This is a genomic window from Streptomyces rugosispiralis (assembly GCF_024505145.1).
In the GTDB taxonomy this organism is placed as follows: Bacteria; Actinomycetota; Actinomycetes; order Streptomycetales; family Streptomycetaceae; genus Streptomyces; species Streptomyces rugosispiralis.
In genome coordinates this window covers 1-24,984 of sequence record NZ_JANIAA010000049.1, presented here as the reverse complement: position 1 = coordinate 24,984, position 24,984 = coordinate 1, and the positions used below count along the sequence as shown (strand labels likewise).

Annotated in this window: 18 protein-coding genes; 4 read left to right on the top strand and 14 right to left on the bottom strand. The window is 72.3% G+C overall.

The features are described 5' to 3' along the window. Positions 1 to 105: 105 nt before the first annotated feature. Positions 106 to 1,011, bottom strand: a complete 906-nt coding sequence (locus NP777_RS41225; protein ID WP_256655312.1) for a LysR family transcriptional regulator — start codon at positions 1,009 to 1,011, stop codon at positions 106 to 108. 89 nt (positions 1,012 to 1,100) lie between these two features. Here NP777_RS41225 and NP777_RS41220 point away from each other — a divergent pair, with 89 nt between their 5' ends. Continuing rightward, on the top strand, positions 1,101 to 1,835 hold the full coding sequence (locus NP777_RS41220) for an SDR family oxidoreductase (RefSeq protein WP_256655311.1): 735 nt from the start codon (positions 1,101 to 1,103) through the stop codon (positions 1,833 to 1,835). A 25-nt stretch (positions 1,836 to 1,860) separates the two neighbouring features. Here NP777_RS41220 and NP777_RS41215 read toward each other — a convergent pair whose 3' ends face one another. The 12 genes from NP777_RS41215 to NP777_RS41165 all read right to left on the bottom strand — a co-directional run bounded on the left by NP777_RS41215 (position 1,861) and on the right by NP777_RS41165 (position 12,382). Then, entirely contained in the window at positions 1,861 to 2,613 is a 753-nt protein-coding gene (locus tag NP777_RS41215; protein ID WP_256655310.1) for a sirohydrochlorin chelatase, read from the bottom strand. Between the two features lie 69 nt (positions 2,614 to 2,682). Next, positions 2,683 to 3,648: an ABC transporter permease gene (locus NP777_RS41210; RefSeq protein ID WP_256655309.1), complete on the bottom strand. Its 966-nt coding sequence runs from the start codon at positions 3,646 to 3,648 to the stop codon at positions 2,683 to 2,685. Further along, complete coding sequence (locus NP777_RS41205) at positions 3,635 to 4,450, bottom strand: ABC transporter ATP-binding protein (RefSeq protein WP_256655308.1); 816 nt, start codon at positions 4,448 to 4,450, stop codon at positions 3,635 to 3,637. Before NP777_RS41205 ends, NP777_RS41210 begins: the two co-directional genes overlap by 14 nt. 72 nt (positions 4,451 to 4,522) lie before the next feature. Beyond that, the gene (locus tag NP777_RS41200) at positions 4,523 to 5,680 is read right to left on the bottom strand and encodes an aliphatic sulfonate ABC transporter substrate-binding protein (RefSeq protein WP_256655307.1); all 1,158 of its coding nucleotides are present in this window, start codon (positions 5,678 to 5,680) and stop codon (positions 4,523 to 4,525) included. Between the two features lie 191 nt (positions 5,681 to 5,871). After that, positions 5,872 to 7,251, bottom strand: coding sequence for a sulfate adenylyltransferase subunit 1 (locus NP777_RS41195; RefSeq protein ID WP_256655306.1), 1,380 nt, complete (start codon positions 7,249 to 7,251; stop codon positions 5,872 to 5,874). A gap of 2 nt (positions 7,252 to 7,253) precedes the next feature. After that, positions 7,254 to 8,192 carry a sulfate adenylyltransferase subunit CysD gene (cysD, locus tag NP777_RS41190; RefSeq protein ID WP_256655305.1) on the bottom strand — a complete coding sequence of 313 codons (939 nt, stop codon included), beginning with the start codon at positions 8,190 to 8,192 and terminating at the stop codon, positions 7,254 to 7,256. 112 nt (positions 8,193 to 8,304) lie between these two features. Next, positions 8,305 to 8,895: an adenylyl-sulfate kinase gene (gene cysC / locus NP777_RS41185; RefSeq protein WP_210949676.1), complete on the bottom strand. Its 591-nt coding sequence runs from the start codon at positions 8,893 to 8,895 to the stop codon at positions 8,305 to 8,307. Next, the gene (locus NP777_RS41180) at positions 8,877 to 9,578 is read right to left on the bottom strand and encodes a phosphoadenylyl-sulfate reductase (RefSeq protein ID WP_256655304.1); all 702 of its coding nucleotides are present in this window, start codon (positions 9,576 to 9,578) and stop codon (positions 8,877 to 8,879) included. The genes cysC and NP777_RS41180 overlap by 19 nt, the downstream gene beginning before the upstream one ends. Further along, a complete protein-coding gene (locus NP777_RS41175) occupies positions 9,575 to 9,760 on the bottom strand; it encodes a hypothetical protein (protein WP_210949678.1) in 186 nt (61 codons plus the stop codon). The genes NP777_RS41180 and NP777_RS41175 overlap by 4 nt, the downstream gene beginning before the upstream one ends. Next, positions 9,757 to 11,451: a nitrite/sulfite reductase gene (locus NP777_RS41170; RefSeq protein WP_256655303.1), complete on the bottom strand. Its 1,695-nt coding sequence runs from the start codon at positions 11,449 to 11,451 to the stop codon at positions 9,757 to 9,759. Before NP777_RS41170 ends, NP777_RS41175 begins: the two co-directional genes overlap by 4 nt. A 221-nt stretch (positions 11,452 to 11,672) precedes the next feature. Further along, complete coding sequence (locus NP777_RS48385; protein WP_309471194.1) at positions 11,673 to 11,756, bottom strand: putative leader peptide; 84 nt, start codon at positions 11,754 to 11,756, stop codon at positions 11,673 to 11,675. A 92-nt stretch (positions 11,757 to 11,848) separates the two neighbouring features. Next, the gene (locus tag NP777_RS41165) at positions 11,849 to 12,382 is read right to left on the bottom strand and encodes a GNAT family N-acetyltransferase (protein ID WP_256655302.1); all 534 of its coding nucleotides are present in this window, start codon (positions 12,380 to 12,382) and stop codon (positions 11,849 to 11,851) included. Between the two features lie 74 nt (positions 12,383 to 12,456). On the opposite strand from NP777_RS41165, the gene NP777_RS41160 reads away from it, so the two are divergent. From NP777_RS41160 to NP777_RS41150, 3 genes are all read left to right on the top strand, one after another. Further along, entirely contained in the window at positions 12,457 to 13,647 is a 1,191-nt protein-coding gene (locus NP777_RS41160; protein ID WP_256655301.1) for a helix-turn-helix domain-containing protein, read from the top strand. A gap of 193 nt (positions 13,648 to 13,840) precedes the next feature. Next, a complete protein-coding gene (locus tag NP777_RS41155) occupies positions 13,841 to 14,395 on the top strand; it encodes a hypothetical protein (protein WP_256655300.1) in 555 nt (184 codons plus the stop codon). A 220-nt stretch (positions 14,396 to 14,615) separates the two neighbouring features. After that, a complete protein-coding gene (locus NP777_RS41150) occupies positions 14,616 to 15,980 on the top strand; it encodes a YhjD/YihY/BrkB family envelope integrity protein (protein WP_256655299.1) in 1,365 nt (454 codons plus the stop codon). 220 nt (positions 15,981 to 16,200) lie between these two features. Here the strand turns inward: NP777_RS41150 and NP777_RS41145 are convergent, their stop codons facing one another. Beyond that, a complete protein-coding gene (locus NP777_RS41145) occupies positions 16,201 to 24,867 on the bottom strand; it encodes a type I polyketide synthase (protein ID WP_256655298.1) in 8,667 nt (2,888 codons plus the stop codon). Positions 24,868 to 24,984: the final 117 nt, after the last annotated feature.

Below are 24,984 nucleotides of genomic sequence, written 5' to 3'. Positions count from 1 at the left end.
GTACGGTGAACGGGCGGGAGAAGGCACGAGGACCGCACCGCCCCTCGTGCCTACCGCCGGCTTTTCCCGGCCGGCTCCGCGGTCGCGGTTCCCGGAGCGCCCTGCTCAGCGACCCCGAGGAGCGGGTGCGTCGGATGACCAGGCGTTCAGGAAATCGTTGATCAGAGGGTTGGTCTCGGCCGGGCGGGTTGCCAGGACGACGCGGACCGGGTCGATGCCCTCGATGGGCACGGTGGTCAGGCCGGGGCGGAGTTGGGGGCGTCGGTCGCCGGCGGCCAGGATCAATACCGTCCGCTCCTCGGCCACAAGGTCGAGCTTGTCCTCGAACGATTCGTAGTCGATCGGCGCGCTGCGCGCCGGAACGCCGTCCGGGCGCGGCTCCAGGCGGGCGAAATCGCTCCATTGCGGGACCGCGCTCGGGCATTGCGGCAAAACTTCTTCGCTGAGGTCGTCGACGGTCACCGACTCCTTTCCGGCCAGGCGGTGGTCCGTGGAGACGACCAGGACCCGTGGCTCGGTCCACAGCTCGGTGAGGCGCAAGCGGTCGGCGGGGAAGGGCAGCGGGGCGCGGGCGACCAGGGCGTCCACGCGGCGGTCGGTGAGGGCGTGGGCGTCGTTCCACTCCAGGTGGCGGGTGCGGATGCGGGCCGTGGGGTGTCGGTGCCGCAGCCGGCGTACGGCGTGCGTGATGACCAGGTCCTCGACGTACCCGATGGTGAATTCGCGCGGGGTGGCGCCTTCGCGGGCGGTGAGCTCGGCTTGATGGGCTGCTTGGAGCAGCGCCTGGGCCTGCGGCAGGAAGGCGCGACCGGCTTCCGTGAGCCGGCTGCCCTGTGGGGTGCGGTCGAAGAGGCGCACGCCCAGATGTTCCTCGAGGCGCTGGATCTGGCGGCTCAGGGACGGCTGCGCGACGTGCAGCACCGCGGCGGCGCGGCTGAAGTTGGCGTGCTCCGCGACGACCGTGAAGTAGCCGACAAGCCGCAGGTCGAGATCCGATCCGGGAACGCGCACGCCTCGAGCGTACCAATATGCAATGTGCGCATGACGGGTTGCGGATCAGGTCTTGGACGCCGTCGCCGGTCCGGGATTTGAATCGGGGCATGGAAAAGTACAGCGGAAAGCGCGCCCTCATCACCGGTGGCAGCAGCGGAATCGGCCTGTCGATCGCCCGTCTGCTGGCGGCCGAGGGTGCTCAGGTAATGGTCACGGGACGCAAGGAAGCCGAGCTCGAAGCGGCGGGCGAAGAGGGGCTGGTCGCGATTCGCAGCGACGCCACCTCAAAAGCCGACATCGATTCCCTGGCGGGGAAGGTCGAGGAGGCGTTCGGCCAACTGGACGCGGTGTTCCTGAACGCGGGCATCACCGACTCGGCGTCGCTCGAGGCGACGACGGAGCAGATGTACGACGTCATCTTCGCGGCCAACACCAAGGGGCCCTACTTCACCTTGCGGCGGCTGCTTCCGCTGCTCGCCGAGGGCAGTGGCGTGGTGCTGACCACCTCGGTCCTGAACGTGGTGGGGTACTCGGACCACGGTGTCTACGCGGCGAGCAAGGCGGCCCTCCGGTCGATGGCGCGAACCTGGGCTCGCGAACTGCTGCCGCGCGGCGTACGTGTCAACGCGGTGAGCCCAGGGCCGATCGGCACCAGAATTCTGCACAAGAACCTGCCCGCCGAGGTGGCGGATGAAATGGCCGCGGGTATAGCCGCCCAGATTCCGATGCAGCGTATAGGAAATCCGGAGGAGGTCGCGCGTGCCGCCATTTTCTTGGCCTTCGACGCGACCTACACCACCGGCGCCGAACTCCCGGTGGACGGTGGCGGCACCCAATTGTGACGCCGCCCTGTGCTGAAAAGTTCAGTCAGGCCGTCAGCAGGGCCGGGGGTGCCGTGCGGGCCTCGTCGTAGCGGGTCAGCAGGAGGCGGGCCAGTTCCGGGGCGGGGCCCAGGACGGAGGCCAGGAGGTCGGCGCCCGCGGCCTCGGCGCCGTGGGCGATGCGGTCGGGGAGGCGGCCGGGGGCGATGACGTAGGGGGCCACGGCCACCCGGGGGACGCCGTCCGCGCGCAGGGCGCGGACGGCGTCCTCGGTGCGGGGAAGAGAGGCGGAGGCGAACGCGGGTCGCACGGCGCACCATCCGGTATGCCGCCACTCCCGCGCGATTTCAGCGATCACCGCGATCGCCTCCGGGTCGGTGGACCCCGCCGAGGCCAGGACGACCCCGGTCGAGGAGCGGTCGGCGGGGCGCAGCCCCGCCTCGTACAGGCGGCGTTCCAGGGCGTCCACGAGCAGCGGGGACGGGCCCAGGACCTCGGCCTGGCGGACGGAGAGGCGGGGGTGACGGGCCGTGGCCTCGCGCAGCACCGCCGGGATGTCGGTCTTCGCGTGGAAGGCGCGGGTCAGCAGCAGCGGGAGGGCGATCACCTCGGTGGCGTCCTCCGCGGCGAGCCGGGCCAGCACCCGCGGTACGCGCACCGCGTTGAACTCCAGGAACGCCGCCTCCACCCGCAGCCCCGGCCGCAGCGACCGCACCCGCGCACGCAGCGCGTCGACGGTCGCCGCATGGCGGGGGTCGCGGCTGCCGTGGGCGATGATCAGCAGGGTCGGGGCAGACATGGTGGTGGCTTTCCGTGGCCTTCCGTTCGGTGGGTTTGGTTCAGAGCCTGTGTCATATCCCCGGTCGGATCAGCGTGCGCTCGCCAGCAGGCCGCGGCTCCGCAGCACCCGGCGCTCGATCGGGGCGAAGATCAGCAGCTCGATGGCGATGCCGACGACGAGGATCAGGAGGATGCCGAGGAGCACCCCCGCCATATCGGAGTTGTTGCGCTGGTTCTCCAGGTACTGGCCAAGACCCAGGCCCAGGTCGGGGGACTTGGCGATGATCTCGGCGGCCATCAGCGAGCGCCAGGAGAACGCCCAGCCCTGCTTGAGCCCGGCCACATAACCCGGCAGCGCGGCGGGCAGCAGGATGTGCCGGGCGCTGACCAGGCCGCGGGCGCCGAGGGTGCGTCCGGCGCGCAGGAACAGCGGGGGCACCTGGTCGATGCCGGCCACCAGCCCGTTGGCGATGGAGGGGACCGCGCCCAGCAGGATGACGGTGTACATCATCTGGTCGTTCAGGCCCAGCCAGATCACCGCGGGCGGCACCCAGGCGACCGACGGCAGCGACTGCAGCCCGGACAGGATCGGGCCGAGCCCGGCGCGGATGAACTTCACCCGGGCGACGACCAGACCCAGCGGGGTCGCGATCGCCAGCGCGATGAGGAAGCCGAACAGACCGCGCGAGACGCTCGTCCAGATGATGTCGAGCAGCTCGCCCTGGAGCCACAGCTGGCGCAGCGAGTCCCAGACCAGCCCCGGGTCGGGCAGCTTGTAGTCCGGGGTGACCTTCGCGACGACGAGCACCTTCCACAGGGCCAGCACGAAGGCGACGGCCACGATGGGCGGCAGCACCTTCTGGACCAGCACCTCGGCCGCTGAGACCCGCTTGGTCTGCACCGCGTCCAGGGCGTCAAGACCGGCCTCCAGGCCCGCCAGGTCCTGCCCCGGACCCGCCTTGCCCGCGGACTTCGCCGTGGACTTCTCGGTGGGTCGCTTCCCGCCGTCGGCTTCCTCGACCGCGGCGCCGCGGGTGGTCTTACTGCTGGCCATGGCGGCGGATCTCCCCACGCAGTTCTTCGGTGATCTCAACGGACAGGTCGGCGACGGCCGCGTCCTCGATGCGGCGCGGCTGTGGAATGTCCACCGACCAGTCGCGGACGACCCGCCCCGGCCGGGAGGACAGCAGCACCACACGCTCGGCCAGCCGGACGGCCTCGCGGACGTTGTGGGTCACGAACAGCACCGAGACGCCGGTCTCGCTCCAGATCCGGGTCAGCTCCTCGTGCAGCACATCGCGGGTGATGGCGTCGAGCGCGGCGAACGGCTCGTCCATCAGCAGCACGCTGGAGTCCTGCGCCAGCGCGCGGGCCAGCGCCACGCGCTGCCGCATGCCGCCGGAGAGCTCGTGCACCCGCTTGCCGTAGGCGCCGCCGAGCCGCACCAGCTCCAGCAGCCGCTCGGCCCGCGGCCTGCGGTCGGCGCGCGGCACACCGCGCAGCCGCAGCGCCAGCTCGATGTTCTTCCCCGCGGTCAGCCACGGGAACAGGGCGTGCTCCTGGAACATCAGGGCCGGTCGCCCGCCGGGGACCTCGATGGCACCCGAGGTCGGCTTGTCCAGGTCGGCGATCAGATTGAGCAGCGTGGACTTGCCGCAGCCGGAAGCCCCCAGGATGCAGACGAACTCGCCGGGCCGCACCTGGAGGTTGATGTCCTCGAGCACGGGCTGGGCCGCCCCGGGACGGCCGAAGGCCTTGTGGACGTGGGCGATCGAGACGGACCCGGCGGCGCCGGCGGAGCCCGCCGCCGCGGTGCTCGCCCGGTCGTCCTTCTCGGTGGTCAGTGCCGGGGACATCCGGTCACCTCCTGATGGATGCGTACATGCGTGTACATGAGTACGGTGCGTGCGTACGGGACGGACGGGCGGCTACTGGTTGCCGAGGCCCGCGGCGGAGACCGTCGGCTTGCCCTCGGCCTTCAGGACCTTGTTCAGCGGGGCCAGGTCGTAGATCCCCTTGAGATCGGGCTTCTCCAGAAGCCCCGCCTGGACCGCGTGGTCGGCCTCGGTGTTCAGCGTCGAGGCCAGGGGGTCGTCGGTGACCTGGATGGACTTCCACGCCGGGTCGATCACGTCGGCGGGCAGCGGCTTGCCGGTCTCTTCCTTGAGCGCCGCGTTGGCCGCGTTCTTCGCCTGCTCGGGGTTGGCCTTGATGAATGCGTTGGTCTTCACCGAGCCGCGCAGCACGGCCTCGACGACCTTCGGGTGCTCCTTGAGGAACGACTGCTTCACGATCAGGTTGGTGATCACGAACTTCTTGTCCGGCCACAGCGAGGACTCGTCCAGCAGTACCTTGCCGCCGTCGGCGACCAGCTTGGACGCGGTCGGCTCGGGCACCCACGCGCCGTCGATGGCGCCGGACTTGTACGCGTCGGGCGTCACCTTGTTGTCGCTGCGGACCACGGACACATCGCCCTTGCCGCTCTGGGCGTCGACCTTCCAGCCCTTGCTCTTGATCCAGTTGAGGAACGCCACGTCCTGGGTGTTGCCCAGCTGCGGGGTGGCGATCTTCCTGCCCTTGACGTCGTTCAGTGTCTTGATCTTCTTGGGGTTGACCACGAGCTTGACACCGCCCGAGACCGAACCAGAGATGATCTTGAGGTTGGAGCCATGGGACTTCACATAGCCGTTGATGGACGGCGACGGGCCGATCCAGCCCATGTCGATGGAGCCCGCGTTGAGCGCCTCGATCTCCGAAGGACCGGCGTTGAAGACGTACGGCGCGACCTTCGTGCCCTTGAGCTCCTGCTGGATCGGGCCGCCCTTGCGCAGCCCCACCAGGGCGGTGGCGTGGGTGAGGTTGGCGAAGTAGCCGACCTTCACCTTGTCCAGACCGTCGACCTTCTCACCACCGGCCGCGGGGACCGCTGAGGATCCGGTGTCGTCGTTCTTCTTCTCCGAGCCGTAGCCGCAGGCGCCCAGCGCGCCCATCAGCAGGGGGAGGACGGCCGCGGCCGCCAGGATCCGGGTGCGGCGGCCGGGGTGCGTGGCTGGTCGCGGGGCTATGAGGCGGACGGCAGACGACATGGGGGTGTTCCTCTCGACGGGCCGGGGCGGCGTCAGAGGACGCCCGGCAGTTCAGACGGCTTTCGGCGGCGGTGCTGGTGGACGCGAGCGGACTGCGGGATCAGCCCGCACATCGTCCGACCCCGCCCTGCCCGCTGCCGAGCGCCCCGCTGCCCACGCGGCCGCCCTCCTTGGCGAATGTCGAGAACACCTCACCGGCCATGGTCAGACGCCCATCCCTCGTCGTCCCGCGCGGCCTCGGCGCCGTCCGCCGGTGCCGCGAAGGAGTCGCCCGCCATCCCGGCGGTGAGCGTGGTGCCGTCGGCCGGGTCGATCAGCAGGAAGGAGCCGGTGCGGCGCGAGGCGTCGTACGCGTCCAGCGCCAGCGGCTCGGAGGTACGCAGCACGACCCGGCCGATGTCATTGGCGGCCAGCTCGCCCGGCGCCGGGTGGTGCGACAGATCGGCCAGCGTCAGCCGGGACGGGATGTCCTTGATGATCGCCTTCACCGTGCGGGTGGTGTGCTTGAGCAGCACCCGGTCGCCCACGCGCAGCGGACGGTCGTGCAGATGGCAGACGGTGGCCTCGACGTCCCTGGTGGTCTCGGGCGCGTGGTCGCTCGGCGCGAGCAGATCCCCGCGCGAGATGTCCAGGTCGTCGGCGAGGGTGAGGGTCACCGACTGCGGGGACCACGCCACGTCCACCATCGTGCCCAGCGCGTCGATCCCGGTGATGGTGCTGGTCCGGCCGGACGGCAGCACGGTGACGGCGTCGCCGACCCGCAGCACACCGGAGGCGATCTGGCCCGCGTAGCCGCGGTAGTCGCGGTGCTCGGCGGTCTGCGGACGGATCACGTACTGCACCGGGAAGCGCGCCGGGTCCTGGGACGGGTCGGTGCCCACCGGCACGGACTCCAGGTGCTCCAGCACGGTCGGGCCGCCGTACCAGTCCATGTTCGCCGACGCCGTCACCACGTTGTCCCCGGCCAGCGCCGAGATCGGGATGGCCGTGATCTCCGGCACGCCAAGCGAGGCCGCGTAGGCGGTGAACTCCTCGGCGATGGCCGCGAAGACCGGCTCCGCGTAGTCCACCAGGTCCATCTTGTTGACGGCGAGGACCACATGCGGGACCCGCAGCAGGGCGGCGACCGCGGCATGCCGCCGGGTCTGCTCCACCACACCGTTGCGCGCGTCCACCAGGACGACCGCGAGTTCGGCGGTGGAGGCGCCGGTGACCATGTTGCGGGTGTACTGCACATGGCCGGGGGTGTCGGCGAGGATGAACCGCCGCTTGGGCGTGGCGAAGTAGCGGTAGGCGACATCGATGGTGATGCCCTGCTCGCGCTCCGCCCGCAGCCCGTCCGTCAGCAGCGCCAGGTCCGGCGCCTCCTGGCCACGGCTGCGCGAGGCGTGCTCCACGGCCTCCAGCTGATCGGCCAGCACCGACTTGGAGTCGTGCAGCAGCCGCCCGACCAGGGTGGACTTGCCGTCGTCCACCGAGCCCGCGGTGGCGAACCGCAGCTGCGAGGTGGCCGCGGACCGCTCCACGGCGGCCGCCGCGGCCTGCTCCTCGGACGTCAGATTGCTCGTCATCGTTAGAAGTACCCCTCGCGCTTGCGGTCCTCCATCGCGGCCTCCGACAGCTTGTCGTCGGCGCGGGTCGCACCCCGCTCGGTCAGCCGGGACGCGGCTATCTCATCGATGACCTGCTCGATGGCCACCGCGTCCGACTCCACGGCACCGGTGCAGGACATGTCGCCCACGGTGCGGTAGCGCACCATGCGCCGCTCCACGGTCTCGCCGTCCTTCGGGCCGCCCCACTCACCGGGCGCCAGCCACATGCCGGCGCGCCGGAAGACCTCGCGCTCATGCGCGTAGTAGATCTGCGGCAGGTCGATCTTCTCCCGGGCGATGTACTGCCATACGTCCAGCTCGGTCCAGTTGGACAGCGGGAAGACCCGGACGTGCTCACCGGGGGAGTGGCGGCCGTTGTAGAGCTGCCACAGCTCGGGGCGCTGGCGTCGCGGGTCCCAGCCGCCGAACTCGTCCCGGAGGGAGAACACCCGCTCCTTGGCGCGGGCCTTCTCCTCGTCCCGGCGGCCGCCGCCGAAGACCGCGTCGAAGCGGTTCTTCTCGATGGCGTCCAGCAGCGGCACGGTCTGCAGCGGATTGCGGGTGCCGTCCGGGCGCTCGCGCAGCCGGCCGTCGTCGATGAACTCCTGGACCGAGGCCACGTGCAGCCGCAGCCCGTGCCGGGCGACGGTGGCGTCCCGATAGGCGATGACCTCGGGGAAGTTGTGCCCGGTGTCCACGTGGAGCAGCGAGAACGGAACGGTCGCCGGGGCGAACGCCTTGAGCGCGAGGTGGAGCATCACGATGGAGTCCTTGCCGCCGGAGAACAGGATCACCGGCCGCTCGAACTCGCCCGCCACCTCGCGGAAGATGTGCACCGCCTCGGACTCCAACGCGTCCAGGTGCGCGAGCGCGTAAAGGCCCGCGCCCTCGTCCGCGTTGATCGCCGTCACGGTCGTCATGCCGCGCCCCTTTCGTTCGCTCGGCTGCGGTAGTAGCTTCCCGTCATATCGGCGGAGTTCGCCATGGGTCGGCGCCCCGGTGCGGGGAGCGCGGTGGCCGCGCGTGCGTGGCTCACAGCAGTCCCCTTTCACTCAACAGCAACCGCACCTCGGCCGCCGACTCCTGCACGCTGTTCCTGTGGGTTTCGATGCGCAGATCCGGGTCGGCAGGGGCCTCGTAGGGGTCGTCCACACCGGTGAGACCCGAAAGCTCGCCCGCCGCCTGCTTCGCGTACAGCCCCTTGACGTCCCGCTCGGAGCACACCTCGACGGGCGTGGCCACGTGGACCTCCAGATACGGGGTGCCCTCGCGCTGGTGGCGCTTGCGCACCGCCTCGCGGCTGTCCCCGTACGGGGCGATGACCGGCACCAGCACCGTGACCCCGTGGGAGGCCAGCAGTTCGGCCACGAAGCCGATCCGCTGGACGTTGGTGTGCCGGTCCTCCCGGGAGAACCCAAGACCCGAGGAGAGGAACTCACGGATCTCGTCCCCGTCGAGCACCTCCACCCGGCGGCCCTCGCCGCGCAGCCGCTCGGCCAGCGCATAGGCGATCGTGGTCTTTCCCGCGCTCGGCAGACCGGTCAGCCACACCGTGGCACCGGTGGTCGTGGGGGCGCTCATCTCGTTCTCCTGGTCGACAGCCATCAGCCGTGCAGCCCGCATTCGGTCTTGTTGCTCCCCGCCCAGCGGCCGGACCGGATGTCCTCGCCCTCCAGAACCCGACGGGTGCAGGGCGCGCAGCCTATCGACGGATAGCCGTCCATCAGCAGGGGGTTGGTCAGCACGCCGTGCTCGGCGACATAGGCCTCGACATCCGCTTGCGTCCAGCGGGCGATCGGGGAGATCTTCACCTTACGGCGCCGGGCGTCCCAGCCAACGACCGGGGTATCGGCGCGGGTTGGCGATTCGTCGCGACGCAATCCCGTGGCCCAGGCGTCGTACTCCCGCAATCCCTCCTCGAGGGGCCGGACCTTCCGCAGGGCGCAGCACAGGTCGGGGTCGCGGTCGTGCAGCCGGGGGCCGTGCTCGGCGTCCTGCTCGGCCACCGTCTGGCGCGGGGTCAGGGTGATGACGTTGACGTCCATCACGGCCGCCACCGCGTCACGGGTGCCGATGGTCTCGGGGAAGTGGTAGCCGGTGTCGAGGAAGACCACGTCGACACCGGGGAAGGCGCGGGAGGCGAGGTGTGCCACCACCGCGTCCTCCATCGAGGAGGTGACGCAGAAACGCGATCCGAAGGTGTCCGCCGCCCAGCGCAGGATGTCCAGCGCCGGGGCGTCCTCGAGCTCGTGGCCCGCCTTCTCGGCGAGCCCTTCGAGATCGGTGTCCTCAAGCCGTGTCGTCATATCGCCGTGCCCCCTTCATCGATCGGGTCGCGCCGCAGGCCCTTGGCCAGCAGCCCGAGGAACGACAGGCGGAACGCGCGGTTGCAGGACGCGCATTCCCACGCGCCGTGGCCCTCCTCCGAGGGACGCAGATCCTCGTCCCCGCAGTAAGGGCAGTAGAACGGCGCGGCACGCTCACTCATTGCAGAGCGTCCTCACCGGCACGCCCCGCCCAGGTGGCGAAGCGCTCGCCGTCCTCGCGCTCCTCCTGGAAGCGGCGCAGCAGTCGCTCCACATAGTCCGGGAGCTCGGCGGCGGTGACCTTCAGCCCGCGCACCTTGCGGCCGAAGCCCGGCTCCAGGCCCAGGGTGCCGCCCAGGTGCACCTGGTAGCCCTCGACCTGCTCGCCGTTGTCGTCCATGACCAACTGGCCCTTGAGGCCGATGTCCGCCACCTGGATACGGGCGCAGGCGTTCGGGCAGCCGTTGAGGTTGATGGTGATCGGCTCGTCGAACTCGGGCAGCCGGCGCTCCAGCTCGTCGATGAGCCAGGAGCCGCGCGCCTTGGTCTCGACGATCGCCAGCTTGCAGAACTCGATACCGGTGCAGGCCATCGTGCCGCGCCGGAACGGGGACGGCTTGACCTGGAGGTCCAGCGACTCAAGACCGGCGACCAGCGACTCCACCTGGTCCTCGGTCACATCGAGCACGATCATCTTCTGCTCGACGGTGGTGGTCAGCCGCCCGGAGCCATGGGCCTCGGCCAGATCGGCGATCTTGGTGAGGGTCGTGCCGTCCACCCGGCCGACGCGCGGTGCGAAGCCGACGTAGTAGCGGCCGTCCTGCTGGCGGTGGACGCCGATGTGGTCACGCCACTGCTGGACGGGCTGCTCGGGCGCCGGGCCGTCGGACAGCGGGCGCCCCAGGTACTCGTCCTCCAGCACCTGGCGGAACCTCGAAGGGCCCCAGTCGGCGACCAGGAACTTCAGCCGGGCGCGGGTGCGCAGCCGCCGGTAGCCGTAGTCGCGGAAGACGGCGACGACTCCGGCCCAGACCTCCGGGACCTCCTCCAGCGGGACCCAGGCGCCGAGCCGGACGCCGATCTTGGGGTTGGTGGAAAGACCGCCGCCGACCCACAGGTCGAAGCCGGGGCCGTGCTCGGGGTGGCGGACGCCGACGAACGCGACGTCGTTGATCTCGTGCACCACGTCGAGCACCGGCGAGCCGGAGACCGCGGTCTTGAACTTCCGCGGCAGGTTGGAGAACTCCTTGCTGCCGATGTAGCGCCGGTGGATCTCGTCGATGGCGGAGGTGCCGTCGATGATCTCGTCCTCGGCGATCCCCGCCACCGGGGAGCCGATGATCACACGCGGGGTGTCACCGCACGCCTCGGTGGTGGACAGCCCGACGGCCTCCAGCCGCCTCCAGATCTCGGGCACGTCCTCGATCCGGATCCAGTGGTACTGGATGTTCTGCCGGTCGGTGATGTCCGCGGTGCCGCGCGCGAACTCCTCCGAGATCTCGCCGACGACCCGCAGCTGCTCGGTGGTCAGCCGCCCACCGTCCACCCGGACCCGCATCATGAAGTACTCGTCGTCCAGCTCCTCCGGCTCCAGGATCGCGGTCTTGCCGCCGTCGATCCCGGGCTTGCGCTGGGTGTACAGCCCCCACCAGCGCATCCGGCCGCGCAGATCGGCGCCGTCGATGGAGTCGAAGCCGCGGTGGGCGTAGATCGTCTCAATGCGTGTCCGCACATTGAGACCGTCATCGTCCTTCTTGGTCTGCTCGTTGCCGTTGAGGGGGGTGAAGTGCCCCGCGGCCCACTGGCCTTCGCCGCGGTGGCGTCCGGCCTTGCGGCGGGGCGTAGCGCTTGCGCGTTCCGGGGTGGCAGCCATGGCGGTGTATGTCCTTCGATGCGGCTCTGGTGCGGCGGGTAGTACATTTGCGCGCACCGTCTGACCTGCGCATGCGCAGGCGGGCAGGGGTATACGGCATTGACCGGTGCGAATGCGGCGGGGAGTGTCGAGACATGCGCGTCCGCCCACGTCGTCGGGGGCGTGCGGAAGATGTGGTGGTGCTGCCCGGGGTCCTGGTGACGGCCCTGTCGAGGTGCGGGTCAGCCCGCCGGACAGATCGCGCTGGACATGCGGCCGAGGTCGACGTGGCGTCGACTCACCAAGGCAATTCCAGCTCGAGACATGATGGAAGCGTCGCATGGTGGTCTCTGACGAGTCCACCTTAATCCACTATGCGGACGAATCTGTCTCAAGATGCGATACGTTGTGGTGTTGGTCACTCCTCGTCCGACGTCTTGACGTCGAACACCCGGAAGCCCCGGCGGCGGTAGTTGTCCAGTGCGTACGGCCCGTCCTTGCTGCAGGTGTGCACCCACACCCGCTTGGTCGGCACCCGGTCCGGCCAGCGCTCCGCCATGTCCCAGGCGCGGGAGGCCCCCCAGGTCAGCAGATGCCCGCCGATCCGGCGGCCCCGGAAGGCGGGCACCAGGCCGAAGTACGCGATCTCCACCACGCCCTCGTCATGGCCCTCCAGCTCGATGTACCCGGCCGGGGTCCCGCGCTCGTACGCCACCCACGTCTCCACGCCGGGCCGGTGCAGATACCCCTCCCACGCCTCCCGTGACCACACCAGCCGGTCGGTCCACGACACATCGGAGCCCACCGCCGTGTACAGGAAGTGGCTGAACTCGGGGCTCGGCACCTCGGCCCGGGTGATCCGCACCCCGGCCGTGGCGGGCGGCTCCTGCGCCGGGCTGAGGTCGGAGGGGGCGGTCTGCTCCAGGTACCAGGTGGTCACGGTGGTGGTCATGGTGGACAGATAACCATGGACGCCGTTGACTCCCCTTGACGGGTATCGCTCAAGCGGGGAGGGCGGGGGTCGGGGTGTCCGGGAACGGGGACAACGGGGATGCGGAGGAGTTCGCGGAGCTGTTGCGCGAGCTCAAGGGGAGAGCGAACCGCAGCTACGCGGCGCTGGCGGCGCGCAGCGGGGTGAGCGCGTCGGCGCTGCACCGCTACTGCTCGGGGGCGAGCGTGCCCGGCGACTACGAGGTGCTCGCCCGGTTCGGCAAGGTGTGCGGGGCCAGCGGTGAGGAACTGCTGGAGCTGCATCGGCGGTGGGTGCTGGCCGATGCGGAGCGCAAGCGGTCCGGGTCGCGGGCGTCGGCTGTGGTGCCGGTGGGGCGGGGTGGGGCCGCTGGGGCGGCTGTCTCACGCATCGAGACGAAGGAGGAGCCGCATGTCGAGACGGGGCCCGGTGCGGCCTCGGAACGAGAGCCGGAGCCTGAACCCGGGCCGGAGCGTGAACCTGAACCGGACCCTGAACCCGAGCCGGAGCCCCTGCACGTCGCCGCGGCCCCGGCGCCCGGGGCCGCCATGGCGCCACTGCCGTCGCCGCCGCGCCGTCGGCCACTGCTCGCCGTACTCGCCCTGGTCGTGTTCGCCGCGGCCGGGGTGGCGGCCGCGCTGTTGGGGAAGGCGCTGACGTCATCGGACGGGTCGGGCGGATCCTCGGACGGTCGGCCGCTGCTGTCCTCCCGCTGTCCGGTCGTGGTGAGCATGGGGCAGGCGGACGCGTGTGTGCATGAGCTCCAGTCGCTGCTCGCCCGCGCGGGCGGTCGGCTCGACGTCGACGGGGCCTTCGGACCGGTCACCCAGATGCGGGTTGTGGTGTTCCAGCTCCGCAGCGGGCTGACGCCCAACGGATCGGTGGACGAGCGGACCAAACGGGCGCTCTACGAGAACGAGGGCAAGCCGCTCGACACCTGGACACCGGACCGGGTCACCCGGCGCATCCGCGAGGTCTTCACCGAGGACCCCGAGCGCGCGGTCGGCATCGCGGACTGCGCCTCGTACCTCGATCCCCTCTATACGCTGCCCAACTCCAACGCCACCCGGAACTGGGGCGTCTTCCAGCTGTACGACGGCACGCTGCGCAAGCTGGGCGGCACCCGGGAGCAGGCGCTGGACCCGGACTGGAACATCCGGGCGGCCCATCGGCTGTGGGCGCTCACCCATGACTTCAGCGCCTGGAAAGCCTGCGACCGCGCCTACCGCGCCGGATCGAAGAGCTGATCACCGCATGCCGCGCCGCCCGGCATCCCACCGGCCGTCCCAGCCCCCGCCGTCCCCGCAGCTCACAGACGGTTTCTGATCCCGCTGTCCCGATTTCCCCGGTGAGTCGCCCGTCCGACCCGAAGGGCTGGGATCGTGCTGCCGCCGTCCTCGACGGTCCACGGATCCGCAGATGAAGGAGACGAAGACGACCATGGCTGTGACCAGCACCCGGATCAGACTCGGCGCCCTGCTCGGCGGCGCGGTCCTCGCTACCACCGGCGTTCTCACCGCCCAGAGCGCGGCGGCCGCCCCCAGCGCCCCGGTGGCCGCCGACGCGCCCTCCGCCGCCGCGGTGACCAAGCTCAGCCACTCCGACGCGGCGAACCGGCTGCGCGGTGCCGGGGTCTCCTGGACCTCCAGCGGGGGCTGCTCGGACCGCAACAACCCCACCTGTACCTCGTTCGAGCAGATCAACCTGACCACCGTGCAGGGTGCCATCACCCTGAAGGGGGCCACCGGCTGCGCGCTCACCATCACCGGCGGTACGGAGACCGGGCACGCCTCCGGTACGTACAGCCACTGGAACGGCTACAAGCTGGACTTCAGCCCCACCAGCTGCCTCAGCAACTACATCACGGGCACCTTCACCAACATCGGCCCGCGCCCCGGTGACGGCGCCCAGCAGTACAAGTCCGGCTCCGGCAACATCTACGCCCGCGAGAGCAACCACTGGGACGTGACCTACTACAACTGCGGAGGCTGCTGACCCGCGGCCCCCAGCGCTCCCACCGACCGTCCGGCCGGCTGCAACGCGGCGCAACCTTTGCGCATGGCTGTATCCGGCACGGACAGTGGGCCCGGCGGGCGGAGGGTGGTGCCGAGTCGGCGCGGTATCCCCTCCGCCAATGCCTGTGCGGCGGCCTTTTGCGACGATTCGGCCTGGTCACCGGATGAGCGGCGGTGAAAGCGCCGGATACGGTGAGAAGGTGCAGCCAGCAGAAGAAACATCGAAGCCGTCCGGCCGGCTCCGCAAGGCCCGCGCCCTGTACCGCAATGTGTCCAAGCGCAGGATGGCCTGGCTGCTGCTGAAGGACACGATCAACTCCTGTATGGAGTACCGGGTCACCGGGCTCGCCGCCGAAGCGGCCTTCTTCACCCTGTTGTCGCTCCCGCCCCTGCTGCTCGCCCTGATCGGGCTGCTCGGCTACTTCGACGCCTGGACCAGCACCGACACGGTGGCCACCATCCGGCAGAACATCCTCGACGCCTCCGCGACCGTGCTGTCCGACCGGGGTGTCAAGGAGATCGCCCGGCCGCTGCTGGACGATGTGATCAAGGGCGGCCGTCCCGATGTGATCTCGCTGGGCTTCGCCATCGCCCTGTGGTCCGGCTCCCGCGCGGTGAACGTGTTCGTGGACACCATCACGATCATGTACGGGCTGGAGGGGAGGCGCGGGATCGTCAGGACCCGTCTGCTGTCCTTCCTGCTCTATCTGGTGGCGCTGGTGATCGGGGCGGTGGCGCTGCCGCTGATGGTGATCGGGCCGGAGGCGGTGGTGGACCTGCTGCCGTCCAGCGGGGATCTCGTACCGATCCTGTACTGGCCGGTGGTGATCCTGCTCTCCATCGCCTTCCTCACCACGCTCTACCACGTGTCCGTACCGGTGCGCTCGCCGTGGCCCGAGGACATTCCGGGGGCACTGGTGGCCCTCGCGATATGGGTGCTGGGCAGCTTCCTGCTGCGGATCTACCTGGTGCATACGGTCGAGGGCCCGACGATCTACGGCTCGCTGGCCGCACCCGTCGCGGTGCTGCTGTGGATCGGGGTGTCCGCCTTCGCGGTGCTGGTGGGGGCGGCGGTCAACGCCGCGATCGACCGGGTCTGGCCCTCGGTGGCCACGGCCGCCGGTCGTGCCGAGCGCGCCGCCCGGTCCCGGGAGGAGGCGGCCAGGCTGCGGGCGAAGGAGCAGCGCACGGCGGACGACGGCGCGGCGGAGATCACCCCGCCGTCGGAGTTCCCCGAGCGCTGGGCCCAGTTCCTGCCGCACGGCGACATACGCTCCCGGCTGCACACGAAGCGCGAGGCGGGCGAGAAGGCGGGGGAGAAGGCCGCGGGGAAGGCCGGGAAGCCCGCCGATCGGCCCTCGGGTACGGCTCAGCCCTCGGGTACGACACGGCCCCCGGGCACGGCTCAGCCCTCGGGGAAGGCGGCCGGGGAGCCCCGGACGCCCCGGCAGGGGCCGAGGCGTCCGGAGGTACGGTCCGCGGCGGACGGCGCGGACAGCGGCGCCACGAACAGCACCGCCGCCCAGGACGACGCCGCGGCGGACGACGACCACCCGGTGCGCTGACCGCGCCGCGCCCTGCCCCGCCGCGTGGCAGGGGCTTCGCCCCTGGACCCCGGACGCCCTTCGGGCGTGTCCTCAATCTCCCCCAGCTACCGCTGGGAGGTGCCCCCTGACGGGCTGATTTCAGCCCCTCCGGCGATTGAGGAGCGGGGTCTGGGGCGGAGCCCCAGCGGCCCGCCGCAGGCGTCACGATCCATCGGACACCCCTTTAGGCAGCACTCGGTCACAGACCGCGTTCGGTGAGCCAGCTCTCGATGGCCTCGGTGGTCTCGGGGAGGTGGTGTTCCATGATCGTGAAGTGGTCTCCCGGGGTGGTCCGGGCGGTGTGCGGGAAGGGCCAGGACGCGCGCCACGCGTCGCCCTCGAACCCCTCGTCCTGGTGGGGCATGGGCTCGGCCGCGCTGAGGAAGAACGTCGGGCTCTGGACGGGCCGCAGGGCGCACTCCTCCATCAGCAGCGCGTTGTAGCGTCCGCTCGCCGAGAGCTTGGCTCCGGTCAGCGCGAAGTCGCCGAGCAGTTGCTCCCGTGAGTCCAGGCCCTCGTTCAGCGCGATGTGGGTCTTCTCGGAGAACTGGTGGGTGCCCTCGAAGGTGTCGAGCAGCACGACCGCGCCGGGCGGCAGCCCCGCCCGCTCGGCGCGCTCCGCCAGCGCGTAGGCGAGCAGCCCGCCCATGGAGTGGCCGACCAGGACGTAAGCCTCGGCGCCGATGGCCGCGCGCAGCTGATGGAGGTGCAGCTCGATCAGGGCGTCGAAGCTTTCGGCCACCAACTCGCCTTCGAGGTAACCGGGGTTGACCAGCGACAGCACATCCCGCCTGCCTTCGAACATCTGTGCCATCATCCCGTACTGGATCGGCCCGGCGGTGGCGGTGATGGCGGGCAGACACACCAGCGTGGCCCGGGTGCCGTCGCCACTCGCCATCTTCACCGGCGGGAGGATGTGGTCGGCGGCGCCCTCGGTGGTGAAGGACGGCCGGAGCCGGCCCGCGGCCTGGATGAGCGCCATGCCAGCCGACTGGGCCCGGCCGCTGGCGTAGGCCTGGTGGTAGAGGGTGGTGAGGCTGTCGTACGGATCCGACTCCGGCGCCGCGGTGGCCTTCGCCAGCTCCAGCTCGATGGCGGACGGCGGCGCCGCTGAACCGTCCGGCGCGATCGCGGACGCGGTCTCGGAAGCGCTCTCGGGCGCGGTCTGCGCCGGGGGTGTGGTCTGCGCCGGGGGTGTGGTCTGCGCCGGGGGTGTGGTGTCCTCGGCCACGGGGGCGCTCGGCCGGGTGGCGGCCCGGCTGTCCACCAGGGTGGCCAGGTGCCCGGCGAGCCGGTCCACGGTCGAGTGTTCGAACGTCGCCGTGGCCGACAGCCGGAGCCCGAGCAGCGTGGCGAGCCGGTCGCGCAGATCGATGCCGCGCACCGAGTCCATGCCGAGCGCCAGGAACTCGGTGTCCGGTCCGATCTCCGCGCCCGTCTCGTGGTGGAGCACCGCGCGCAGCTGTTCCCGGACGAGATCCGCCAGCAGCCGCTCCCGGTCCTCGTACGCGGCGTCCAGGACGCGCTGGGCGGCGGCGGTGTCCTGCGGCCGGGGACCCGGCCGTTCACGCCGTACGGGCCGGGCCGCACGCTCCTCCGCGGCCGCTCGCAACCGGTCCGCGGACACCGGTCGCAGCGTCAACTCGGCGATATGCGCGAGTGGTTGACCGTCGGGGCCCGTGAGATGGACGCCGATGGCGTCCGGACCGACGGCGGACAGCCGTACCCGTATGGTGGCGGGCGGGGCGGTGTCCGGGGTGGAGTGCGGCCGGACGCCGGTCCAGGAGAACGGCATCCGGATCGGCGCGCCCGCCGGCTCCGCCCGGTCGAAGAACCCGCCGAGGCCGATCGCGTGCAGGGCGGTGTCGAGCAGCGCGGGGTGCAGCGCGAAGCCGTCCACCGGGCCGCCACCGGCCCCCTCGCCCAGGGCCACCTCCGCGAAGACCTCCCCGTCGCGCCGCCAGGCCGACCGCAGACCGCGGAAGGCCGGGCCGTAGTCGAAGCCGTCGGACGCCAGCCGGTCGTAGAAGCCCGTCAGGTCGACCGCGCGGGCACCGGGGGGCGGCCAGACGGCCGCCATCTCGGCGAACGCGGCCGTGTCAGCGCCCTCCTGACCACCCGCCTGGGCGTCGTCCGGGCCCGCCGGGCCGGGTGCCACGACGGCCCGCACATGGCGGGTCCAGCCCGTCGCCGTGTCCTCGGCCGCCGACTCGGGGCGGGAGTGCACGGTGAGCTCCCGACGGCCCTCCGCATCGGGCGCGCCCACCTGGATCTGGAGGTGCGCCGCGTCGGTGGCGGGCAGGAACAGCGGCTCCTGGAGGGTGAGTTCGGGCAGATACGGGCAGCCGACCGTACGCCCCGCGTACAGCGCCCAGTCGAGGAACACACTGCCGGGCAGCACCACGCCGCCCAGCACCGCGTGGTCGGCGAGCCAGCGGTGAGTGGTCTGCGACAGCCGCGCGGTGAACAGCACCGTGTCGCTCCCGGCCGGGGCCACCGCCCCCGCCAGCAGCGGATGGGCCACCGCCGTGAGCCCGGCGCCGCCCACGTCCCCGGTGTGCTCGGGCGCGTCCAGCCAGTACCGCCGCGCACGGAAGGCGTACGTCGGCAGATCGACGGGCCGCCCGCCCTCGAACGCGGTCGCCCAGGCCACCGCGCCACCGGCCACGAACAGTTCCGCGAGCGCCGTGAGCAGCCGCTCCCGGCCGCCCTCGTCCCGCCGCAGCGTGCCCACCGCCACGGCTGCCGGGGTGCCCCGCGGCATCCGTTCGACCGTCTGCTCGATCCCGGGGATCAGCACCGGGTGCGGGCTCACCTCGATGAACACCGTGTGCCCGGCCTCGGCCAGGGCGCGGGTCGCCTGCTCGAACCGCACGGTCTCGCGGAGGTTCCGGTACCAGTACGCCGCGTCGGCGCCCGCGCCGTCGAGGAGGGCGCCGGTCACCGTCGAGTACATCGGCACCTCGCCGGGGCGGGGTGTGAGGGGCGCGGCCAGCTCCAGCAGCCGCTCGCGGATCCGTTCGACCTGCGGGGTGTGCGAGGCGTAGTCCACCGGGACACGGCGCGCCCGCACCCCGTCCCGTTCACACGCCGCCATCAGCTCGTCCAGCGCGGCCGCGTCCCCGGCGACCACGGTCGAGCCGGGCCCGTTCACGGTGGCCACGCAGAGCCGCTCGCCCCAGGGCGCCACCAGCTTCCCGGCCTCGTCCACCGGCACGGGCAGCGAGACCATGCCGCCCCGCCCGGCCAGTTCGCTCCCGATCAGCCGGCTGCGCAGCGCGACGACACGGGCGGCGTCCTCCAGTGAGAGCACCCCCGCGACACACGCCGCCGCCAGCTCGCCCTGCGAATGACCCACCACCGCGGCGGGCTCGACCCCATGGGACCGCCACACCCGCGCCAGGGACACCATGACCGCCCACAGCACCGGCTGCACCACATCGGCCCGGTCCAGCGACGGCGCGCCGGGACGTCCGCGCACCACATCGAGCGGCGACCACTCGACATAGGGCGCCAGCGCTCGGGCGCAGGCGTCGAACGACTCCGCGAACTCCGTTGACGAGCCGAGGAGTTCGGCCGCCATCCCGGCCCACTGCGAGCCCTGCCCGGGGAACACGAACACCGGCCCCGACCGGTCGCCGGACACGGACCGGTCCGTGGACGCGCTCAGGACCACACCGGTGGCCGGTTCGCCACGGCCGAGCGCCGCCAGCCGGTCCAGGAAGTCCTCCCGGGTACGGCCGATCACCACGGCGCGCCGGCCGAAGACGGCCCGGGACAGCAGCGAGCGGGCCACATCGACGGGCGCCAGGTCCGGTTCGGCGGCCAGCCGCTCCCGCAGTCGGCGGGCCTGGTCGCGCAGGCTGTCGGCGCTCTTCGCCGAGAGCACCCACGGCACCGCCACCGCCGCCGTCATCGCCACCGGCGTCGGCGTCGGCTCAGTGGGGATGTCGGCGTCCGGCGCCTCCTCCAGGATCACATGGGCGTTGGTGCCGCTGATCCCGAACGACGACACCGCGCCGCGCCGCGGCGCATCGGCCGCGGGCCAGTCCTCGTTCTCCCCGGCCAGCCGCAGGGCGCCCGCCGTCCAGTCCACCCGCTCGGTGGGGCGTTCGGCGTGCAGGGTGCGGGGTACGACGCCATGGCGCATCGCCAGCACCATCTTGATGACGCCCGCGACCCCGGCCGCCGCCTGGGTGTGGCCGAGGTTGGACTTCACCGAGCCCAGCACCACCGGCCGGTCGGCGGGCCGGTCCCGGCCGTACGTGGCGAGCAGCGCCCGCGCCTCGATCGGGTCGCCCAGCGACGTCCCCGTGCCATGCGCCTCGACCACGTCCACATCGGCCGCCGTGAGCCCCGCGTTCGCCAACGCCTGCCGGATGACGCGCTGTTGGGCCGGACCGCTGGGCGCGGTGAGGCCATTGGACGCGCCGTCCTGGTTGAGCGCGGAGCCCCGGAGCAGCGCCAGCACCCGGTGGCCGTGGCGGCGGGCGTCGGACAGTCGCTCGACCACGAGCATGCCGACCCCCTCGGCGAAGCCCATCCCGTCGGCCTCGGCGGCGAACGCCTTGCAGCGCCCGTCGGGGGCCAGCCCGCCGACCCGGCTGAACTCGACGATCGGCCGCGGGGTCGACATGACCGTCACCCCACCGGCCACCGCGAGGCCGCATTCGCCCTGCCGTACCGCCTGCGCGGCCAGGTGCAGCGCCACCAGGGACGAGGAGCACGCGGTGTCCACGGTGACGGCCGGGCCCTCCAGCCCCAGGGCGTAGGCCACCCGGCCGGTGGCCACGCTGCCCGCGCTGCCGTTGCCGAGATAGCCCTCGAAGCCGTCGGCCAACTGCCCGGGGAAGCGCGTGGCGTAGTCGCCGTAGATCAGCCCCGCGAAGATCCCGGTCGGGGTGGCGCGCAGCGCGGTGGGGTCGATGCCCGCGTGTTCGAACGCCTCCCATGTGGTCTCCAGCAGCAGCCGCTGCTGGGGGTCCGTGGCCAGCGCCTCGCGGGGTGAGACGCCGAAGAACTCGGCGTCGAAGTCGGCCGCGTCGTACAGGAAGCCACCGGCCGGCGCATGGCTCCCGGGCGCGCCGGGGCGGCCCAGTTCGGCGTGCCAGCCACGGTCGTCGGGGAAGGGCCCGATGGCGTCCCGCCCTTCGGCGAGCAGCCGCCACAGTTCCTCGGGCGAGCGCACCCCGCCGGGGAAGCGGCAGCTCATCCCGACGATCGCGATCGGGTCGTCGTCATCGGCGGCCACCGCCGCGAGGGTGGGGACGACGGTGGTCTCACTCACCGGCGCCAGGAGCCGGAGCAGCTCGGCCACCAGCGCGGCCGGGGTGGGGTGGTCGAAGGCGGTGGTCACCGGCAGCCGCAGCCCGGTGGCCGTGCCGAGCCGGTTGCGCAGCTCCACGGCGGTCAGCGAGTCGAAGCCCAGGTCCCTGAAGGAGCGGTCCCAGGCCACCGCGGCACCGCCCGTATGCCCGAGCACCACGGCGGCCTGGGCCCGTACGAGGTCGCTCAGGGTGCGCTCGCGGTCCGCCGGGGGCAGCGCCGCCAGGCGGTCCCGCAGCCCGCCACCGGTGGCCGTGTTGGCGGCGCCGCGCCGGACCGTCGTCGTACGGACCAGGCCGCGCAGCAGCGGTGCGGGCTCGCCGTGGCGGCGCAGGGCGGCCACGTCCAGCCGGACCGGAACGCTGAGCGCGCGGGGCGCCCGTATGGCCGCGTCGAAGAGCGCCAGCCCCTGGTCCGTGGTGAGCGGCAGTACGCCCTGACGGCGCATCCGGTCCAGGCCGGGGGCGCCCAGGCCACCGGTCATCGTGCCGCGTTCGCCCCACAGGCCCCAGGCGAGGGCGTGTGCGGGCAGGCCCTGGTCGCGGCGGTGCCGGGCGAGGGCGTCCAGAAACGCGTTGGCGGCCGCGTAGTTGCCCTGGCCCGCCGAGCCCAGCACCCCGGCCGCGGAGGAGAAGAGCACGAACAGCGCCAGATCCCGGTCCCGGGTCAGCTCGTGCAGATACCAGGCCGCGTCCGCCTTGGGGCGCAGCACGGTGTCCAGCCGCTCGGGGGTGAGCGCGGAGACCACACCGTCGTCCAGCACCCCCGCCGCGTGCACCACACCGCGCAGTCGCGGCAGGCCGTCGAGCAGGGCGGCCAGCGCGGTGCGGTCGGAGACATCACATGCCACCACGCGGGCCGTCGCGCCCAACCCGGCCAGTTCGGCGGTGAGTTCGCGGGCTCCGGGGGCGTCCGGGCCCCGGCGTCCGACGAGGACCAGGTCCGTGACGCCATGGCCGGTGACCAGATGCCGGGCCACCGCCGAGCCGATGACCCCCGTGCCACCGGTGATCAGCACGGTGCCGTCGATCGTGCCCCGGGGCGGGATGAGCACCACCTTTCCGGTGTGGCGCGCCTGGCTGACATGGCGGAACGCCTCCCGCGCCCGGCGGGTGTCCCACGCCGTCACCGGCAGCGGCGCCAGCACCCCCGCCTCGAACAGCTCGGCGAGATGGGCCAGCATCGCGCCCAGCCGCTCCGCCCCGGCCTCGGCGAGGTCGAACGCCCGATAGCCGACGCCCGGCCATCGCGCCGCCACCTCATCGGCGTCCCGGACGTCCGTCTTGCCCATCTCTACGAACCGGCCGCCGCGCGGCAGCAGCGTCAGCGAGGCGTCGATGAACCCCCCGGTCAGGCAGTTCAGTACGACATCGACGCCCCGGCCATCGGTCGCGGTCAGGAAGCGGTCGGCGAACCCCGGGGTGCGCGACGACGCCACCCGCTCGGCCGGAACGCCCATGCCCCGCACCACGGACCACTTCGGCTCGCTCGCGGTGGCATACACCTCGGCCCCGAGATGGCGCGCCAGCCGTACCGCCGCCATCCCCACGCCACCCGCGGCGGCGTGCACCAGAACCGACTCGCCCGCACGCACCCGGGCCAGCTCGACCAGGGCGTAGTACGCGGTCAGGAACGCGGCGGGCACCGAGGCCGCCTGCGGAAACGTCCAGCCGTGGGGCATCCGCACGACCATCCGGGCGTCGGCCACCGCCACCGGGCCCGCATACGCGCCCGACACCAGCCCCATCACCCGGTCGCCCACGGCGAGGCCGTCGACATCGGGGCCGACCTCCAGCACCACACCGGCGCCCTCGGCGGCGAAAAGCCCCGCACCGCTGGGCTCACCGTTGGGTTCACCACTGGGCTCACCGCTGGGCACCACCCCCAACGACGCGAGGACGTCACGGAAGTTGACGCCCGTGGCGCGTATGGCGATCCGCACCTGCCCCGGGGCCAGGGGCTCCTCGACCCCCGGAGCGGGCACGAGCCGCAGCCCCTCCACGGTGCCCCCGGTGTCCAGGTCCAGGCTCCAGGCCCCTTCGGGGGCCATCAGGATTCCCGCGTCCGACGGCGCCGACGGCGAGACCCGGTCCAGCCGGGGCACGGACACCGCTCCGGCGCGCACCACGAGCTCGGGCTCACCGGTGGCGAGGGCGACGGCCAGCGCCGCCGTGGACTCGGGAGCCTCGTCCAGATCCACCTGCGCGAACCGGCCCGGGTGCTCCGAGCACACCGAACGCCACAGCCCGCGCACCCCGGCCGACGCCGGCTCGGCCCGTTCCCCCGGGAACGCGGCCACCGCGCCCCGGGTCACCAACGCGAGCCGGGTGCCGTCGAGTTCGGGATGGCTCAGCCACTCCCGCACCGTCGCCAGTACGGCCGCCAAGCGGTCGCGGCTGGTGGCGGGCACGTCCGCGACACCGTCCGGCGCTCGCGCCGGGAGAGCGGGCAGCAGCACCAGCGGGGGCAGCGGTGTGCCGGTGCGTACGGCGGCGAGGAGCGCGGCCACGTCCGCATGGACGGGGGCGTCGGGGGCGTCGGGTGCCTCGGGAGCGTCGGACAGGGCAGTGCCGAGCACCGCCATGGACTCCGTGGCCTCGGACGGCGGGAGGGGCAGCGGCGTCCATGTGACCTCGAAGAGCGCGTCCGTCCCGGTGGCGAGGGTGAGCGCGTCGGCCGCCAGGGGCCGCGAGACCACCTCGTCGACGGTGAGGATCGGCAGACCGGCGAGGTCCGTCAGCCGCACCGAGATCCCGCCCGGCCCCGTGGGCGCGATCCGCACCCGGGCGACGGTCGCGCCCGTGGCACGCAGCCGCGCCCCGGAGAACGACAGCGGCATCATCCGCTCCGTCTCGCCCTCCAGGAGCCCCACAAGCGGCGGCTGCAACGCCGCGTCCACCAGCGCCGGATGCACACCGAACCGGTCCGCGTCACCGGCGGCCGACTCCGGCAGCCGCACCTCGGCGAACGTCTCCTCGCCCCGGCGCCATACGGCACGCACGCCCTGGAACACCGGGCCGTAGCCGTAGCCGTGGTCCGCCAGCCGCTCGTAGAACCCGTCGATGTCCACCGGCTCCGCGCCGGTCGGCGGCCACTGGGCCTCGGCCTCCGGCTCCGCGTCCGCGTCCCTGCGCTCGTCGCCGGGCGACGACACCGACGCCGTCAGCGTCCCCGTGGCATGACACATCCAGTCCGCCGGATCGTCGTCCTGCCCCGGGCGGTGCGGCCGGGAGTGCAGCCGTACGGCGCACACGCCCCGCTCGTCGGCCGCGTCGATGCCCACCTGGATGTCGAGGGCGGTGTCGTCGGACGGCAGGGTCAGCGGGGTGTGCAGCACGAGCTCGTCCAGCCGTTCGGCGCCCATATGGTGCCCGGCCCCCAGCACGAGCTCCAGCAGGGCCGCGCCCGGCACCAGGACCCGGCCCAGCACCATGTGGTCGGCCAGCCATGGATGGGTACGGGCGGAGATCCGGCCCGTGAACACGAATCCGCCGCCCTCGGCCATGCTCACCCCGGCCGCCACCAGCGGATGCCCCACCACGGACAGCCCCGCCCCGGCGAGGTCCCCGACCCGCTGGGCCGCCGAAAGCCAGTAGTGGTGGCGTTGGAAGGGGTAGGTGGGGAGGTTGGTGGGGGTGGGGGTGTCTGGGGTGAGGAG

What these genes read in the sequence shown, in the direction of transcription:
- NP777_RS41220 (WP_256655311.1), top strand. Translation starts at nt 1,101, where the DNA reads ATGGAAAAGTACAGCGGAAAGCGCGCCCTCATCACCGGTGGCAGCAGC.
- NP777_RS41215 (WP_256655310.1), bottom strand. Translation starts at nt 2,613, where the DNA reads ATGTCTGCCCCGACCCTGCTGATCATCGCCCACGGCAGCCGCGACCCC.
- NP777_RS41210 (WP_256655309.1), bottom strand. Translation starts at nt 3,648, where the DNA reads ATGGCCAGCAGTAAGACCACCCGCGGCGCCGCGGTCGAGGAAGCCGAC.
- NP777_RS41205 (WP_256655308.1), bottom strand. Translation starts at nt 4,450, where the DNA reads ATGTCCCCGGCACTGACCACCGAGAAGGACGACCGGGCGAGCACCGCG.
- NP777_RS41200 (WP_256655307.1), bottom strand. Translation starts at nt 5,680, where the DNA reads ATGTCGTCTGCCGTCCGCCTCATAGCCCCGCGACCAGCCACGCACCCC.
- NP777_RS41195 (WP_256655306.1), bottom strand. Translation starts at nt 7,251, where the DNA reads ATGACGAGCAATCTGACGTCCGAGGAGCAGGCCGCGGCGGCCGCCGTG.
- cysD (WP_256655305.1), bottom strand. Translation starts at nt 8,192, where the DNA reads ATGACGACCGTGACGGCGATCAACGCGGACGAGGGCGCGGGCCTTTAC.
- cysC (WP_210949676.1), bottom strand. Translation starts at nt 8,895, where the DNA reads ATGCGGGCTGCACGGCTGATGGCTGTCGACCAGGAGAACGAGATGAGC.
- NP777_RS41180 (WP_256655304.1), bottom strand. Translation starts at nt 9,578, where the DNA reads ATGACGACACGGCTTGAGGACACCGATCTCGAAGGGCTCGCCGAGAAG.
- NP777_RS41175 (WP_210949678.1), bottom strand. Translation starts at nt 9,760, where the DNA reads ATGAGTGAGCGTGCCGCGCCGTTCTACTGCCCTTACTGCGGGGACGAG.
- NP777_RS41170 (WP_256655303.1), bottom strand. Translation starts at nt 11,451, where the DNA reads ATGGCTGCCACCCCGGAACGCGCAAGCGCTACGCCCCGCCGCAAGGCC.
- NP777_RS48385 (WP_309471194.1), bottom strand. Translation starts at nt 11,756, where the DNA reads ATGTCTCGAGCTGGAATTGCCTTGGTGAGTCGACGCCACGTCGACCTC.
- NP777_RS41165 (WP_256655302.1), bottom strand. Translation starts at nt 12,382, where the DNA reads ATGACCACCACCGTGACCACCTGGTACCTGGAGCAGACCGCCCCCTCC.
- NP777_RS41155 (WP_256655300.1), top strand. Translation starts at nt 13,841, where the DNA reads ATGGCTGTGACCAGCACCCGGATCAGACTCGGCGCCCTGCTCGGCGGC.